The organism is Staphylococcus sp. HMSC34C02 (genome assembly GCF_001838705.1).
In the GTDB taxonomy this organism is placed as follows: Bacteria; Bacillota; Bacilli; order Staphylococcales; family Staphylococcaceae; genus Staphylococcus; species Staphylococcus borealis.
Genome location: NZ_KV838558.1, coordinates 40,085 through 57,311 on the forward strand (window position 1 = coordinate 40,085; position 17,227 = coordinate 57,311).

Consider the following 17,227-nt stretch of genomic DNA (forward strand, 5'->3'; position numbering starts at 1 on the left):
ATGAACTTGGCTATGAGCAACACAAAATTTAAGACCGAAACGAAAAATGTTAAAACGCATGCCTTGCATTGACTTATTGTCTCGTTTCGCTCCTAATATAAAAGGATTGTGTTAATATCGTTCCCCTTTATTTAAATGTGGCTTATGATGCTGAATATGTTTTTTATAGGTTTTATTGTAATTTGGTTTCTTCAATTTACCAACCATCTTGTTATAACAATACATGATTCGGTTATTTAAATCGTCGAAATTCTCATTGATTTCAATCATCAATTGATGCGCAATCATATAGGCTTCATGATATTGTTTTTTAGTGATTTGTTCATTTTTTAATGCTAGTTCCAAGTCGTTCTCATCAACGAGTTCATATTCTCCAGTAGATGGCAATACGAGCACATCTAAGAATAAATCAAGTGTTCTAGCATTGCCCTTTTGTGTAATATTTTTAATATTAATATCGAAGTAATACTCCAATGGATTTCCTTTATCATCAAACATTGCAGTAATACTATAACGTTTCTTCTCCGGCAAAATCTGCAACCATTGATAATTGTCATTAGCAACAATTATATTCTGGCCTACTACCGTCACCTCTAAAGGTTCACGAACCTTCTTCATCGTGACCAAGCCAATAATACCCTTAAATCTATTATTATTTACCTTAACTTCTATATAATCACGTTCTAATAGGCGACGCCAGTGACGTTTATCTATATATTTTATTTTCATAAAGCCACCAACTCCTTGTCATTATTATATTAAACTAACCTATTAATGTCATCTTTGGTCGTTTTTATTTGCATTACACACATAAACCCATAAATTTTTTCAGTTTTATTTTACTACATCTATTCATTTTTTAGGGAAAATTGACAAAAATACGCGTATTTGATAGATTTAAAATTATATTATCTGAAAATTCTAAATAAAGTGATAAAGGAGGAATGGTTAATGACCAAAAGACCATTTAAAGCAGATCACGTAGGAAGTTTATTACGTCCAAAGCGTTTAAAAGAAGCACGTGCACAATATCAAAATAATACAATTTCAGCCAATGACCTAAAACAAGTAGAAGATGAAGAAATCGAACGCATTATTGAGAAACAATTAGAAATTGGGTTACATAGCATCACTGATGGCGAATTCCGAAGAAGTTGGTGGCACTTTGATTTCTTAGAGCATATTGATGGTGTAGAAGGTTATACACCCGACCACGGTTTAGAATTTGAAGGCATTGAAACACGTGCACATAATGTGAAAATCGTCGATAAAGTGAAGTATAATCCTAACCATCCTCACTTTGACCATTTTAAATTCTTATATGATAAAGTTGATGGTCGCGCAACTGCAAAAGTTTCTATCCCAAGTCCAAATCAATTATTTCACCCTAACATATTAAACGAAGACATTTATCCAAACATTGAAGATTTTGCTCATGATATTGCTGAAGCTTATCGTCAATCATTGCAACATTTTTACGATTTAGGTGCAAGATACATACAAATTGATGATGTATATTGGGCCGGTTTAACTGAGGGAAGTCAAAAGGTACGTGGACGTCAACGTACAGATGAAGAAAAAGTCCAAGCTCGCGAATTGGCATATAAAGTAATCAATCAGGCAGTACAAGGACTTCCGGATGATTTGATTTTAACTACGCATATTTGTCGAGGAAATTATCAATCAACGTGGGCGATTTCAGGTGGTTACGAAGCCATTGCGCCTTATTTATTCAAAGAACATTTGGATGGCTTTTTCTTAGAATATGACGATAATCGTTCTGGCGGCTTTGAGCCTTTACGTTATTTTAATAAAGATGCATATGCGGTCCTTGGTTTAATCACATCGAAAACACCTAAACTCGAAGACAAAGACTTGATTAAACAACGCATTGAAGAAGCACAGCAATATGTTGATTTGGAACATATCTGTTTGAGTCCACAATGCGGGTTTGCTTCTACTGAAGAGGGAAATCAACTCACAGAAGAAGAACAATGGGCTAAATTAGCCTACGTTGTTGAATTAGCAAATGAATTATTAGGTAGCGCTAATTAACGACTTATTAAACTTAAAAAGGGAGTGGACCAGAATTCTTTTGAATTCGTCGTCCACTCCCAGCTTGCTTTGCTTGTAGAATTTCTTGATGAAGTTCTCTTTGCTGGGGCCCCGCTCCCAGCTTGCTTTGCTTGTAGAATTTCTCTAGTGAAATTCTCTTTGTTGGGGCCCCTGACTAGAACTGAGAATAGCTTGATTTAAGCGCCTTTTCAGTTCAGTCAGCTACTGCGAATTTGCTATATAGCATTATTATATTATTTATGTCTCAGACTGTTTTTATGATTTATTTATTTATATCTAATAAGGCATACTGTTGAATCAACTTCTTATGTTGAGGATATAAATGCATTAACGTCTCTTGTGTAAACAATTCAAAGTGATTAAATTCAAATGCTGGTTGACACATACAACCTACTAAACTGTATCCTTCTCTGTCTATTAAACTTGAAGCAAAAATTGTATCTTTAGGTACCTTATACTGAAGTACTTGTCCTTCTTCAATTGCAGGTCCTAATTGAACACTTTCATAGTCGCCATCAGGTGTAATCATATGAATCGTTAATGATTCACCTGCATGGTAGTACCATACTTCATCTGCGTCGATACGATGAAAATGAGAAATATCACCTGTCTTCAGTAAGAAATAAATACTACTAAAAGGCGCACGTTGTGCTTCATCCGTTGATTCTCGAATGGTTTCTTTGAAATAACCACCTTCTGGATGAGGCGTAAGATCAAGTTGTTTAATCCAATCATCTGCGTGTTTTTTCATTATTTTAAGTCCACATTGTGGAAGACATTTTGAACATCTTCAAGATCTTCGAGTGCATCAATTAATTTCTCAAATGTTGCTTGGTCATCTTCCGATAATTCAATATCAGTTTGTGGTAACATTTCGAATTCAGCAACTTTAAAATCTTCTACGCCTGTTTCACGTAACGCATCTTGAACTTGAGCAAATTGGTCCGGTTCCGCATAGACAATTGTAAGATCTCCATCTTCAATAACATCTCTAACATCGACATCTTGTTCCATTAATGCCTCTAAAACGTCATCTGCTGACTTACCTTCAATTCCGAATGTCGCAGTATGATCAAACATATAAGCGACTGAACCTGATACGCCCATATTACCGCCATTTTTACCGAAAGCTGCTCTAACATCTGAAGCCGTACGGTTTACATTATTTGTTAAGGCATCTACGATAAGCATTGAACCACTTGGTCCGAACCCTTCATAACGTAAGTGGTCGAAATTTTCATCACCAGCACCTTTAGCTTTGTCTATAGCTCTATCGATAATATGATTTGGTACTGAGTAAGTCTTAGCTCTCTCAAGTACTAATCTTAACGCTTGGTTAGATTCAGGATCTGGCTCACCAGATTTAGCTGCTACATAAATTTCTTTACCAAATTTTGCATATATTCTACTTGTATTTTTATCTTTTTGGGCCTTTTTTTCTTTAATATTGTTCCATTTACGTCCCATAATGTCATCTCGCTTTCATACTCAATAATCCTTATTATATAGCATTAACAAAGCATTGTCTAAAATGGAATCCATTTTATGATGAATCAAATTAAAAGAAAAAATACTGACAAAACGACTTTGTCAGCACTCTTTGTTTAACATATTAAATTAAATATCTAAAAATTCTTCAACATCATTGAATAAAGCATCGAAATTTTTAATATTTTTTTCATCCATGTAGATAAATATTTTTCTTTCATCTTCAGTGGATCGAACCTTACTTAATCTTTCCTTTTCTATAAGTCGTCGAATTGATACTAACAATTTGGTTCTACTTAACTCCAACTCACTAATTGCTATTTTTAGAAACTTTTGCATTAACATTTGATCATTAGCAATATATTCATGAGCAAGTTTTAGTAAAGCTAAATCATTTAATGTCAACTTATATTGTTTATCTATATACTCTGACAATGCTTTATACTGTTTATAGAATTCTAGCAATTTATTTAATTTGTCATTATTCAATGCTTCTTGCACCTCCAAATATAAGCAGACAACTTAATTACTATTATCATTTATATTTGTAAGTATGTCCTATAACTTTGTTTAGAAATTTTTGTCTAATTTACTAACAAAGTTAAATATAGTTGTGTAAAACATTATTTATTATTTCGTGACTCTTTGAGAATCTTAACGACGTATAAAGCATTGTAATTGAGGTTAATTTGAAGTGGTTCTTTTTTGAAATTGTGTTCTACGAGTTTTAATGTAGGATGAATGTGATAATCCATTTTTCTTAAAAAACGTTTCGACCATTTATATTTTTTCCTAATATGCTTTGAAATAAGATGATTAATATTGCCGTTGTAGTCATCAATAAGCTGAATCTTGACTAAATACGTATCCTTTAACGCGTCATCGTTAAAATCAATAAACACGTCTGTTTGGTCATAATTGACTTGCAATGACTCATTCTCTAACACGCGCCAATCATAGATGAAAATCGTATAGTGCGCTTCATCATCAATTAAGATGTAGTTTTCATTAAATAATTTAGGCTTCGTACTAATTTCAAGCAACTGATCCACTATTGTGCCTAAAATGGATTTAAATCCATTTTCGTCGAATATGTGCAGCGCATTAAATTGTCTATTATGATGCTTGAAATCGAAGCCAATGCCATTAAAGTAAGAAGCTGTTCTTACAAATGTTTCTATTAATAAAGGTGCGCTATTATTCAAATCATTATATTTACTATTTAAAAATTTATGATTTTCAAAATTTAAAAATATTATCTTCTGATTCTCTAAATCAATTTGTTTTAGAATTTGTCGGATATTTTGATAGCGTACTATATTTTTAACTAATAAGTGCTCATTTTGTTCAATTAGATATGGCATTTTCAGTTGCGCATTATCAATATATAAAAATTTAAAATTAATACGTTTGATTTGTGATTCTAGCGTTTTAAACAAGACTGGGTCATTTAACAATTTACTTATTTCTAAACCGAATGAAAATTGTTGGGTCTTATGCTGTATCTTTAAAATGACGCGATAGATAGATTTTAAATTTAACTCCTCTAAATCAAATACAAGCTCTAATTTATGATTACCAGTCGTAGGCAGTTGATGTTCTCTGAAGTAGTCTGCTACATCCTCATAATTTGACTCTAAAAAATCTGTTAACCCTAAATCTTCTAATCTAAAGACCACATTTAACCCATTACGAATAATATATTCAAATAAGCGTTGTCTCTCATTCTTAGTCATTTGATCTTTAATATCACGCATATCTACATTAAGGTAAAACTTCAATGTTGTTTTGCCAAAAGACAATGGTCGCGCAAAATCTTGAAGAAAAAGTAACCTGATTTCTTCAATTGTATTAACTTGAATGACTAAATAATATGGATTGACAACCGAACCAACCGTTGAATCTGCATAAATTTTATGTTCATCATGTTGGTTATAATATTGTTGCTTCGTTTTAATCAAATGTCGTATATCCTTCAAGCTAGTATCATTCAATGTTTCATAATCCATGTAAATTGTTTTGTTGAATTTATCACAGTATCGGTATTCATTAGGCGTCATGCCGACATGATTTTTAAAGGATTTTGAATAACTTGAGGCATTACTAAAACCTACTTTTTCACTTATGAGACTGATTGTATTTTTCGTAGTTAACAACCATTCAAATGAATTTGCAATTTTCAAAGTATCGACATAGGTTTTAAAGCCCATATTTAACAATTGGTTAAATTGTGCTGAAAGATTGGATTTAGAAGTGAATAATTGTGATGCAATACCAGTTAATGTTATTTTCTTATTAATATTTTGATTAATATATTCTAGTACATCGCTTAACTCTCCGTAATAAGAAAAGTTATATTGATGATTAGCAATCATCTTTTCAATTGCCCCTTCTTTCCCAATAATATCGACAATAGAAGTGATGTGTGTCGTATCATCAGAAATGGCGTCAACATTTAAAGCGTTTAGTGCTATATGTAGTAACAAACGTTTGATTGCGCTGGTTGATTTTACTAAATTAGTCGAATATTTATAATTAAAAAATTCAAAACCTCGATCTCTAAACCAGTCACTAGCGATGTATAGCATCAGTGTTTTTTTATTTTCTATAATTGAAAAAATATCTGTGTTATTGATGACGTAAATATCATTTTCGACGCTAACAGTTTTAGTAAAGTGCTGAAGTTTAAGTTGACCTTCAATTGGAAACAACAGAATAATACCGTCTTGGCAACGTGTCATTTTGTATTCATGTTTAGTCAATATATGAACATAGGTATTAGCCATTGATTAACCTCTTTCTTATTCATGATCGTCTTTCTAAATGTTGTACTATTTCTTCTTTTGGTATCTTAGCACTATCACAGTGATTAAATGTAAATTTATCACAACACGATAAACAAATCAAAAATACATTTTTTTATAAATTAATTACTTTTTATTATTTATTTAAATTATGAATTTGATAAAAAAGATGCCTCGTTATTGCTCAATAATTCAATCATGTGTTTAGTAATGCGATCAATCATACAATTACTAAACAAATTAAAATCATTAAATACAATACGAAGACATCTCAAATGTATAGTTTCTCATTATATGTGTTTTTATTTAATTTTTAAAGCGATTTGCAAGTCTTAATACATCTTTTATAATATTTAATAAATTGATAAATAGATTAAAACCCATTTCGCGAGGTGAGAAATTCCCTCGTTTCATACGATTGAAATCATACAAGGTATATAGTAAGAATAATATTAGACCTACCGCTGTGATAACGGTATGATATATCGGATTATTGATGAACATACCAATTAATCCAGCAATAATTAACGCAATTAATGCGACAAATAAATATTTACCAATACTTGAGGCATCATTGATTATAAAATAGCCCAAAATACCGAAAACAATGAACGCTCCAATTGCCAATAGGACATTTTTATAAAAGACCTCTGGCCCTAAATTTTGCATATAAGTTGTAAACGTAGCGTATGATAAAAGACCCACAAGTATGGCGTAAATATGCGAAATGATCAACCCATATTTACGTGCCCGTTGAATAAATAATGTTGCTAATATTAATACCAATAGTGCTATGGATAAAGGACGTCTCCATTCCATAGGTAAATACTGTCCAAAGTAACATCCAATTCCAAATATAATCCAATAATACATAAAATAGAGCCATACTTTACCATAAGCATGTGATTGACCTTTCTCTTGATGCTTCCGATTCACATGTTGTGCATTATTGTACGTCTGAGACATATTTTAAATCTCTCCTTATTAACTATCCCTTTTTCAATTCGATTGTATCGCATTCTAATTACTTTTCAAAAATAAATCATTTACGATTGATATATTTTCTACAATTACATTACTAATAACCATTAATTTAAGTACAAAAAATATACGTCACAATTAAGTTTAATACAATCTTAAAGCCTGTTGTTAAGCCATTTTGAGTTAAATTTACTTAAATTAGTTGTTCTAACATCTCATCAAAATATTACAATTTACTTAATTTTAAAAATGAAATCCATGAGCAAATGTTAGCTGAATCCTATCATATCAACGGATTGGACGGTTTTACACAATCAATGACAAATATTAACAATGTTACAAGATAATAACAACGCCCACAGTGTGTCACATTTTTGATAGTATGAATACGTGATATATGTGAATGAATATATAAGGTAATGAATAGTTTAGGAATAAATTAATTAAAAATATAATGAATTTTCTCAAGGAGGACATTTAGTTGAAAAAGTTAGCAGTCGCAGCTTCTGTCGCAACCGGAGCAGTTGCAGTATTATCAAACCATAATGCTGAAGCATCAACACAACATACTGTAAAATCCGGCGAGTCGCTATGGAGCATCGCTAGTAAATATAATACATCTGTAGATAGTATTAAGAAGAGTAACAACCTTTCTAACAATATGATTTTCCCTGGCCAAGTTATTACTATTGGGGGCAGCAGTAATAATGCTAATAATGCCAGTTCAAACGCAACAACTTCTTCATCATATTACACAGTAAAATCTGGCGATTCTTTATATGCAATTGCTAGTAAGAATGGTGTATCGGTCAATGCATTAATGAAGGCCAATAACTTATCAGGTTATTTAATAACACCAAATCAACAATTAAAAATACCAAATGGTTCAGCAAATACACCTACTGAAACAAATCCGAATACAACGAATAACGGTGGCGGAAGTGGCGGTTATGCTAGCCCATCATTCAATCATCAAAACTTATATACTGCTGGTCAATGTACATGGTATGTATTCGACCGTCGTGCGCAAGCTGGTAAACCAATTAGTACTTATTGGTCAGATGCTAAATATTGGGCAGGCAACGCAGCAGCAGATGGTTACACAGTAGATCATAATGCAACTGTTGGTTCAATTATGCAATCAACTACAGGCTACTATGGCCATGTGGCTTATGTTGAACGTGTTAATGCAGATGGTAGCATCTTAATTTCAGAAATGAATTATGCTAATGGCCCATATAACACAAATACAAGAACCATTCCTGCATCTGTAGTTTCAAGCTACAATTTCATTCACTAAATAATATAATATTGCTATCTTGTGGATGGTCACCCTATCATAGAGAACTTCATCAACAAATTCTACAAGCTAAGTAAGCTAGGAGTGGAACAGCGTTTTAAAATTCTGTTCCACTCCTTTTGTGTTCTATAAAAAATACGTGGCAACAACACACCATTGTAATAATTTGATTTGACAACCTGTAACTTTTATTTAAGTTTTATATTCTATCATAATAAACGCATACTTAGATTAGACTTACTAACTTAATTCATCTAAATGATTTAGCATATAAGTAAGACACTTTAAAATGAACATTCAGTTAGCAATACTTTAAAGAATGTCTTTATAACCAAATCCCCCTCCCTATCTCAGGACGTACATAAAAAACTGCCTACAAAGTCAAAGACTTTATAGGCAGTTTGAAAAGGGTGAGACGACGAATTTAATAAGTATTCTGTCCCACTCCCTAACACTTAATTATTTAATTATAAGAAAATGTTCATAACTAAGAAAATCAAAGCAGCTAAAATAGCTGAGATTGGTAATGTAATAACCCATGTAATAATCATACGTTGTGCAGTGTTCCATTTAACACCTTTAGCTCTGTTAGAAGCACCAACACCAAGAATTGATGATGATACAACGTGTGTTGTAGATAATGGGAAGTGTAATGATGATGCTACAAATATTGTTAATGCTGATGATAAGTCAGCTGCAGCACCGTTAGCTGGGCGGATTTTCATAATGTTTCCACCTACAGTTTTAATAATCTTCCATCCACCAATGGCAGTACCTAGACCCATTGCAGTTGCACAGGCAACTTTTACCCATAAAGCTGGTTCAACATTCGATGGATCTTGAATATTGGCTACAATTAAAGCTAATGTAATGATACCCATTGATTTTTGTGCATCATTCGTACCGTGTGAGAACGATTGTAATGCTGCAGTAAATACTTGGAAGAATCGGAAATTACGATTCGCTCTAGTAAGGTTAGCATTTTTAAAGACAATTTTAACAATCGTGTACATAATGAATCCGACACAAAATGCAATAATTGGTGAAATGATTAAAACAATAATAATCTTAGTGAAACCTTGATAATGAAGTACACCAAATCCTTGTGCTGCAATCGCTGCACCTGCGATTGAACCTATCAACGCATGAGATGATGAACTTGGTATACCATAATACCATGTTAATAAGTTCCAAATAATTGCGGCTAATATTGCGGCTAATACAACGACTAACCCATTTTGTAATTTAAATGGATCAACAATATCTTTCGTTATTGTACCGGCAACACCAGTGAAAGTTAGCGCACCAACAAAGTTCATAATTGCCGCTAAAAAGATAGCAGTTCTAGGCGTTAAGGCACGTGTTGATACTGCTGTAGCAATCGCATTGGCTGTATCATGGAAGCCATTGATAAAGTCAAAGATTAAAGAAAATATTACGATAGCTATAGTGATAATTAATACATATTCCATAAATTAAAACTCCCTTAGCTATTTTTCATAATAATCGTTTCGAAATTATTTGCCACAACTTGACATTTATCTGCGATTTCTTCCATGCTTTCATAAATATCTTTTATTTTAATAAGTGTGATTGGATCAGTTTCGCTGTTAAAGATGTGTTTAATAGATTGACGTAAAATGCCATCACAGTTTGTTTCAAATTCTTTAATGTTAATAGAATGAATGCGCATGTGTGATAATTTTTTCTCTACTAATAAACCAACAGCTAATTTCATTTCTGCTACTGCTTTTTGAATATTTTCTACGAATTCTGCCATGTATTCATCTGTATATTCAATTGAATACATTTCGAACATTGCTGATGTTTCTTCCATAGCGTCTAGCACATCATCAATTGCATTACATAAAGATAGGATATCTTCACGTTCAATTGGTGTAATAAATGTTTGATTTAAATCCGTAATGACTTGATGCATTAATTCGTCACCATGTGACTCATAAGTCTTGATATTATCAGAATAAGCTTTTAAATCTAAGTGCGTATTGAAATCCATTTTCCCGAATTCAACTGCAGCACGGTCCAAGTTAAATACCATTTCCTCTAATTGAACCATGAACTTATCCTTTTTCTTAGTAAACATTATAAAGCCTCCATTATAGCGATCGTTTCCAATCACGTTGTAAATTTTTATTATTGTAAGACAACTTTAGATAAAGGATACATTTACAATAAGAACTTTTCAAAAGTCTTTTTCAGACTATTTGTAAATTTTATGTAAATATAATGTTTTACTGTTATTCACGTAATACTCCATTACTGAATTTGTCCCTATTTGAAAATATCACAAAATTTACATAACCACAATTACATTTACAAATTCTTTACAAATACGAAATATTAGAAAAATATTAGCTTAAATTGAGTGATTAATTGTACGTTTAGAATGGTTATATGCGATAACTGCAAAAATGCTGTAAATGATTGAGTAAATACCCATTACGACAAAAATCGGCACTTGATTATCAAAACCTATGATCTTCATAAAGACCACAGCAGCAAAGTATGAATGCAACAAGGCAATAATCAATGGTATACCAAAGTTAAATGCCACTTTAAGCTTTAATCCTTTGGCCATATCTTTTTGAATGAATCCTAATTTGCGTAATACTGAATAGCTTTCCAACTCATCTTCTGTTTCATCAATTTGTTTAATGTAAATAATACATCCTGTGGCAATCAAGAATGCAATGCCTAAAAATGACGTTACAAACAGTAATATGCCAGTTAAACTGGATACTTCACTAACGACTTCACTACGCGTTTGCACATCACTGTTGAGATCTTTCGTAATGCTTTCAAGTTTCGGAATATCTCTATTATGTTGTAAATCAAAGCCATATTGTGAAACGATATATTTACGATTCGCATGTGTTTTCAAGTAATTATAATCGGTATCATTCAATACTAGTGTAGGACCACCTAAATCAATACTTTGTTTAAAATAAATTTTGTCCATCACTTTATGCAATTTAATATTCACGTGATATTTTTTAGTTCCAATAGAAGCCGTACCATTTGATTTATGCTTCGATAACTCTTGAATTAAACCTTCAGGCATAATTAAATTTGCTTCACCTTTTTCTAAAGAAACATTTGGAAAATATTTTTCGCTCGTTACAGTAACTGCATAGGGTTGTATCTGACTATTGTCAAATAACTGATCTTTATATAGTTGAGAATATACGACTTGTTTAAAATCATAACGATAAGGAATATGATGGCGACTTAATTCAAATCCTAATTCATTTGCAAGTTTCTCTTCTTTTAGCGTAACTTCATGGGGTGATTCTAAAAGCACTTCATTTGCCAAAGAACCTCTACTAATCGCAGCGAAACATAAAACTGATACAGTAATTGCTGAGATGATAGCCATTACAGTCAATGAAAATGCATTTTTTCTAATTCGAAACATGAGTGATGACGTGAAAATAACATCATTTACAGTCATATTTCCGCCTTTAAAGTATCTAATCATCTTCAATATGAGTGATATCGTACTTCGAAAGAAAAAATAAGTTCCTAAAACAGTTACAATTAAAATGACAAATGGTAGTATGACATCATCCACAATCTCAACAAAGCGCGTTGATAAATAATATCCCGTCAATATTAGCACAACGCCTAAGATACCTAATATAACTTCTCCTAATGTAAGCGTGATATGACTATCTTCTTTACTATCTTGAAAGTCCATCAAACTTTTAATTGAGGATTTACTTAAATAAATAGATGCTTGGATAATGATGAGTATATAGGCAATGACAAGTATAAATAATGTTTGTGCAATCGCTTGAAAACTAAAAATGAATGATACAGATGTATGTATACCTAATAATTTCAACACAATCATTAGTAGTATTTTCGAGCCCAAAATGCCAATAATCATACCTAATAATGCAGTTATAATAAAAATAAATAACTGCTCAAGCATTAGCATGTAAATAATACTTTTTTTGCCTAAACCAATCGTTTGCAATAACCCGAATTCATAACTCCGTCGTTTAATAAACAACATATTTGTATACATGATAAATACGACAATGATGATAAATAAAAAATAACTTCCCACTTGTGTACCTTGACGTATCATTGACAAAGACTGGTGCACATTTAAGTGATGTACATATTTGATCGTAATAAAACTAAAGAACAACACGATACTTAATACAAGTGAAAAGATATAAATTGCGTAATGAATAATATTTTGTTGAAAGTTCTTCCATATAATATGACTAAAACTCATACATCATGCCACCTAAGATACTTTGTGCACGTAGAATTTCTCTGTGAAAGACGTTTTTATCATCTTCACCTTGATATATTTCAGTAAAAACTTGTCCATCTTTCAACATAATCACACGCTCTGAGAAACTTGCTGCTAATGGGTCATGCGTGACCATCACTATCGTCGCATTATAGAGTTCATTAATTTTTTGAAAACGTTGCAACAAATCTCGAGTATTTTTGGAATCAAGTGCGCCAGTAGGTTCATCCGCAAAAATAATCTTTGGATATGTAATAAATGCACGTGCAGCTGACGTTCTTTGTCGTTGTCCACCTGAAATTTCTGACGGATACTTATCACTAATTTCAAATATATTTAACGCCTTTGTGATACGTTGATAGCGCTCATTCATTTCGCTTTTATCTAGCTTCTGAACGGATAAAGGTAACATGATGTTCTCTTTGACCGTTAGTGTATGTAGCAAATTATATTCTTGAAATATAAATCCAATATCTTTTTTTCTGATGTCAGACAATGCTTTGTTAGACAATTTTTCTAATTGTTGACCGTCTAAAATAATAGAACCGTGTGTTAAATAGTCAATTGAACTTAATACATTCAATAAGGTTGTTTTGCCTGATCCCGAGGGCCCCATGATAGCAACAAACTCTCCCGCTTCAATTGACAGGTCAATATCTTTTAATACTTCTTGTTTAGTTTGCTTGTTACCATAGGTTTTGGCTATTTGCTTTGCCTGTAATATTGTCACGTTAATCGTTCACCTCGTCGTTCAATATATCTGCGTGCGCGTTTATTTTAGTGATTTCGCACTTATTTAGTCAGTTTAATTATAAAAGTAATTACAATTGATGAAATGAAGATGGAGTAACAAATCAACGTTTTAAGGTAACATTGTTGTCACTTGCGTCATACGCGCCATTAATTCATTTTGTTTCGGAAAAGTTAAAACAAATGTAGTCCCTTGCCCTACGGTAGACGTAACACGAACATCGATACCTAACTGTTCCTTAACGCTGTTTACCAAATACAGTCCAATACCCGAAGATGTCGTTTCATTACGATTCGCAGTCGAAGTGAAACCACGCTCAAATATACGTGGTAAATCTTTGTGACTAATCCCTCTACCAAAGTCTTTAATTTCTAATGCCACATGATCATCCTTTATAAAAGAGCGGATAACAATATCCTGGCCTTGTGAATATTTCAAAGAATTAGATAAAATTTGACGAATCATCATGCGACACCACTTGACATCTGTATATACATCTAAGTTTGTCTCAAAATTCAAATCATAACCTATACCCTTAGCCTGACTAATATGACGTGTCAATTGAATCTCATCGATGACCAGTCGTTTCAACGCAGTTTCTTCAAAATACATATCTCTATTTTTAGACTCTAATCGAGTTAAATACAGTTGTTTATCTAATAACTCATTAATACGTGCCCACTCATATAATAATGCCTTTTTACGGGTACCTTCTGCTTCTTGGTCAATTAACAACTTCATCGCTGTTACAGGCGTTTTAATATCATGCACAAATTCAGTTAAAGATTGTTCCGTCATTTTGATATGTAATTGCTGCTCAACTACACGTTCTTTTTGACTTGTTAATTTACGGTAAAGGTAATTAACAACTTCCCGTTGAAACGGATCTTCAGCCAAATCTTTGTGCTTAATTTCTTCAATTTCCTTATTATTATATAAATGTTGATATAACTTAACTTCTTTCAAAAAGGTAAAAACTAAAAATAGTACAGTAAGACCAAGATTTAGCATTACAATAAAGCTGATACCTTCAATTGAGATATCATAATCAATATAAGCCATACCTAATAAAATCAAATGTAAAAACACAATCCAAAAAATCCAATTACTACGTGTTTTAAGGAATAACCAAAACCATTTCAAGTTACTCATGCGCCATGTAACCTTTACCTACTTTAGTTTCAATTTGCGTATCCATGCCAATATCAGCTAGCTTTTTACGCAAACGATTTACATTAACAGTTAGCGTATTATCACTTACAAAAGCTTCATCATCCCAAAGCGCAGTAATTAACGTATCTCTCGTAACAATTTGATTCTGCTTTTGAATTAACATTTCTAAAATAATCATTTCAGTCTTAGATAAATAGATCACTGCGTCGCCTTTTTGAATGCTATCCTTTGATAAGTCTACAAGCGCATCCTGCCAATTCAATGTTCGCTTTTCTTCTGCGCCAAATTCATAGACACGTCGATAAATCGCCTGCAGTTTGGCTATTAGCACGTTTGTATGGAATGGCTTTTGCATATAATCATCCGCACCTAATTCCATACTCATCACTTGGTCCATAGGATTATCGCGAGAAGATAAGAATAAGATTGGCACGTTAGATACTTGTCTAATCTTTCTACACCAATAAAATCCATCATATTTAGGTAATTGCACATCCATAATAACTATTTCTGGATTAGTTTCTTCATAAATATCCATTACTGCACTAAAATCATCTATTCCTGTCACGAAGAAATCCCAATGTTCGAGTTCTTTTTTCAATTCTTGAAATAGTGTTTGATCATCTTCTACTAATAATACTTGCATCACTTTATCACCTATTATTTTGTATATTTCATCTTTTCTCCAGATTGTACGCGTCCGTTAAAATGTTTAATACGGCAGTCAATTTCAAACCCTCGCATAATCAAGCCTTGTAACGGTGCTTGAACGAAGTAATATATTGGCCATAACAATTTCGGGATATAATCATATAAATGGATCATGACTAAGCGTGTACCTTTAATTTGTCTAAATTCTAATTTGCCTTGTTTCTTTTGATTACGTTTAATTATCGAACCTGAAATGAAATGTAACGTTATCAATCCTATATCGTCTTCAACTTTCTCCATTACTAATAGTGGTTTAGATTTTTTACGGGCATAAATGAAGTATCTGCCATTTTCTTGATACGTATGCATCAATGTACCACGTGTATCATTCAGCCATTTCATAAAGTAATCTACTAGATACGTCAATGTCCATTTCCTAGGTAATATCATTCGCATCGCTGTTCTGATATCATCGTATTTAGACATTTGTAATTCAGCGTTAATATGTGGACGTTTAATTTGAGTGTTTGTCTTTTCAACAGGAACACCGTAATTCTCTAAACGCTGTACTGTCTCACTATCAAATCGACTACCGCTTACATACACTATTTTAGACACACCTTGTTGCGCTGCCGCTCTAGCAAAGTTATCTGCTGCAATTAGATTTAAATCTCGCGCAGTTGCTTGCGTTAATTTCGCTGAGTTCTTGTTAGGGTCCAAATAATAAACCGCAATATTCATTCCTTCCATAGCCTTTACAACATCAGTATAACTATAAATATCTCTTTTCAACCATGTTATGCGATTATTATTTTCTTTTTTGGTATTAGGATATTTTGATAAAGCATAAATATGCGCTTCTTCTTGAATCAAATTACTTATATATTTGCCAATATAACCACTACCGCCTGCTAATAGCACATTTGGTTTCATTTTTGAAATTGCCCCTTTAGTTTAAAAAGTTTTTTATTTTATGTATATTTAAGAATTATTGCTATAATACCATGTAAGACACAATAGTTTATTAATTTGGGAGGAAGCCGTATGGCTCATATTATTCGTGAAATTAGTATAAAAGACGTTGAAGACTTTATAAAATTATTAAGCAAAATTTATGATGAATCTGAATACACACTATATAACCCTGGTGAATATACACCGAGCATTTCAAGCGTTAGCAATCACCTAGAACGCATTATCACTTCTCCAAGAAACACAGTTTACGTTGCAGAACAAGACGATCAATTGGTTGGTTATGCATTTATAACAACTGAAAATTACGAACGTAAACGTCACGAAGCGGTCATTACAATTGGTGTTAGACAGCTTTATCAGAAACACGGTATCGGTATGGCATTAGTAAACGCTGCTGAAGCTTGGTCGATTAACCATGATATTAGACGTATTGAAGCCTCTGTTGTTCCTGAAAATGCACGCGCAGTTGAACTCTTTAAAGCTTCAGGATTCAATATTGAAGGCGAATTAAAAGATAAATTGTACATTAACGGCCAATACTTCAATAAATATGTTATGGCCAAATTACTGATTTAATAATGATTTACCATCACTAATATTATACTCTAGTCATTATAATATTAAACTAGATTACTACAAAGTTAATTTAAATTTTCAATTACTTCTAAGATTTCAACACCATCATCGCTAATAAAATAGAGAAATAGGAGTGGGACAGAATTCTTTTAAATTCGTCGTCC

Annotated in this window: 16 protein-coding genes; 3 read left to right on the top strand and 13 right to left on the bottom strand. The window is 32.4% G+C overall.

Annotation, left to right across the window (positions count from 1 at the left end):
* Window positions 1-111 precede the first annotated feature (111 nt).
* On the bottom strand, window positions 112-729 hold the full coding sequence (locus HMPREF3239_RS01350; protein ID WP_070854493.1) for a ribonuclease FAU-1 family protein: 618 nt from the start codon (window positions 727-729) through the stop codon (window positions 112-114).
* 222 nt (window positions 730-951) lie between these two features.
* On the opposite strand from HMPREF3239_RS01350, the gene HMPREF3239_RS01355 reads away from it, so the two are divergent.
* A complete protein-coding gene (locus HMPREF3239_RS01355; RefSeq protein WP_070854494.1) occupies window positions 952-2,055 on the top strand; it encodes a 5-methyltetrahydropteroyltriglutamate--homocysteine S-methyltransferase in 1,104 nt (367 codons plus the stop codon).
* 283 nt (window positions 2,056-2,338) lie between these two features.
* On the opposite strand, the gene HMPREF3239_RS01360 is transcribed toward HMPREF3239_RS01355, so the two are convergent.
* From HMPREF3239_RS01360 to HMPREF3239_RS01380, 5 genes are all read right to left on the bottom strand, one after another.
* Window positions 2,339-2,827: a cupin domain-containing protein gene (locus tag HMPREF3239_RS01360; RefSeq protein WP_070854495.1), complete on the bottom strand. Its 489-nt coding sequence runs from the start codon at window positions 2,825-2,827 to the stop codon at window positions 2,339-2,341.
* Complete coding sequence (locus tag HMPREF3239_RS01365; RefSeq protein ID WP_053030638.1) at window positions 2,827-3,543, bottom strand: YebC/PmpR family DNA-binding transcriptional regulator; 717 nt, start codon at window positions 3,541-3,543, stop codon at window positions 2,827-2,829. Before HMPREF3239_RS01365 ends, HMPREF3239_RS01360 begins: the two co-directional genes overlap by 1 nt.
* Before the next feature lie 150 nt (window positions 3,544-3,693).
* Entirely contained in the window at window positions 3,694-4,053 is a 360-nt protein-coding gene (locus HMPREF3239_RS01370; protein WP_053030640.1) for a transcriptional regulator, SarA/Rot family, read from the bottom strand.
* Window positions 4,054-4,187: 134 nt separating this feature from the next.
* A complete protein-coding gene (locus tag HMPREF3239_RS01375; protein ID WP_070854496.1) occupies window positions 4,188-6,350 on the bottom strand; it encodes a helix-turn-helix transcriptional regulator in 2,163 nt (720 codons plus the stop codon).
* 324 nt (window positions 6,351-6,674) lie between these two features.
* On the bottom strand, window positions 6,675-7,334 hold the full coding sequence (locus tag HMPREF3239_RS01380; RefSeq protein WP_070854497.1) for a Bax inhibitor-1/YccA family protein: 660 nt from the start codon (window positions 7,332-7,334) through the stop codon (window positions 6,675-6,677).
* A gap of 496 nt (window positions 7,335-7,830) precedes the next feature.
* Here HMPREF3239_RS01380 and HMPREF3239_RS01385 point away from each other — a divergent pair, with 496 nt between their 5' ends.
* Window positions 7,831-8,649, top strand: coding sequence for a LysM peptidoglycan-binding domain-containing protein (locus HMPREF3239_RS01385; RefSeq protein ID WP_053030645.1), 819 nt, complete (start codon window positions 7,831-7,833; stop codon window positions 8,647-8,649).
* Window positions 8,650-9,116: 467 nt separating this feature from the next.
* On the opposite strand, the gene HMPREF3239_RS01390 is transcribed toward HMPREF3239_RS01385, so the two are convergent.
* From HMPREF3239_RS01390 to HMPREF3239_RS01420, 7 genes are all read right to left on the bottom strand, one after another.
* The gene (locus HMPREF3239_RS01390; RefSeq protein WP_053030648.1) at window positions 9,117-10,121 is read right to left on the bottom strand and encodes an inorganic phosphate transporter; all 1,005 of its coding nucleotides are present in this window, start codon (window positions 10,119-10,121) and stop codon (window positions 9,117-9,119) included.
* Window positions 10,122-10,135: 14 nt separating this feature from the next.
* Window positions 10,136-10,753 carry a DUF47 domain-containing protein gene (locus HMPREF3239_RS01395; protein WP_011276491.1) on the bottom strand — a complete coding sequence of 206 codons (618 nt, stop codon included), beginning with the start codon at window positions 10,751-10,753 and terminating at the stop codon, window positions 10,136-10,138.
* A 273-nt stretch (window positions 10,754-11,026) separates the two neighbouring features.
* Window positions 11,027-12,916, bottom strand: coding sequence for an ABC transporter permease (locus tag HMPREF3239_RS01400; RefSeq protein WP_070854498.1), 1,890 nt, complete (start codon window positions 12,914-12,916; stop codon window positions 11,027-11,029).
* Complete coding sequence (locus HMPREF3239_RS01405; RefSeq protein WP_070854499.1) at window positions 12,906-13,667, bottom strand: ABC transporter ATP-binding protein; 762 nt, start codon at window positions 13,665-13,667, stop codon at window positions 12,906-12,908. Before HMPREF3239_RS01405 ends, HMPREF3239_RS01400 begins: the two co-directional genes overlap by 11 nt.
* Before the next feature lie 132 nt (window positions 13,668-13,799).
* Entirely contained in the window at window positions 13,800-14,840 is a 1,041-nt protein-coding gene (locus HMPREF3239_RS01410) for a sensor histidine kinase (protein WP_070854500.1), read from the bottom strand.
* Window positions 14,833-15,507 carry a response regulator transcription factor GraR/ApsR gene (graR, locus tag HMPREF3239_RS01415; RefSeq protein WP_053030655.1) on the bottom strand — a complete coding sequence of 225 codons (675 nt, stop codon included), beginning with the start codon at window positions 15,505-15,507 and terminating at the stop codon, window positions 14,833-14,835. Before graR ends, HMPREF3239_RS01410 begins: the two co-directional genes overlap by 8 nt.
* Before the next feature lie 14 nt (window positions 15,508-15,521).
* The gene (locus HMPREF3239_RS01420) at window positions 15,522-16,445 is read right to left on the bottom strand and encodes an NAD(P)H-binding protein (protein WP_070854501.1); all 924 of its coding nucleotides are present in this window, start codon (window positions 16,443-16,445) and stop codon (window positions 15,522-15,524) included.
* 111 nt (window positions 16,446-16,556) lie between these two features.
* Between HMPREF3239_RS01420 and HMPREF3239_RS01425 the strand changes: the two genes are divergently transcribed.
* On the top strand, window positions 16,557-17,063 hold the full coding sequence (locus HMPREF3239_RS01425) for a GNAT family N-acetyltransferase (protein WP_053030658.1): 507 nt from the start codon (window positions 16,557-16,559) through the stop codon (window positions 17,061-17,063).
* Window positions 17,064-17,227: the final 164 nt, after the last annotated feature.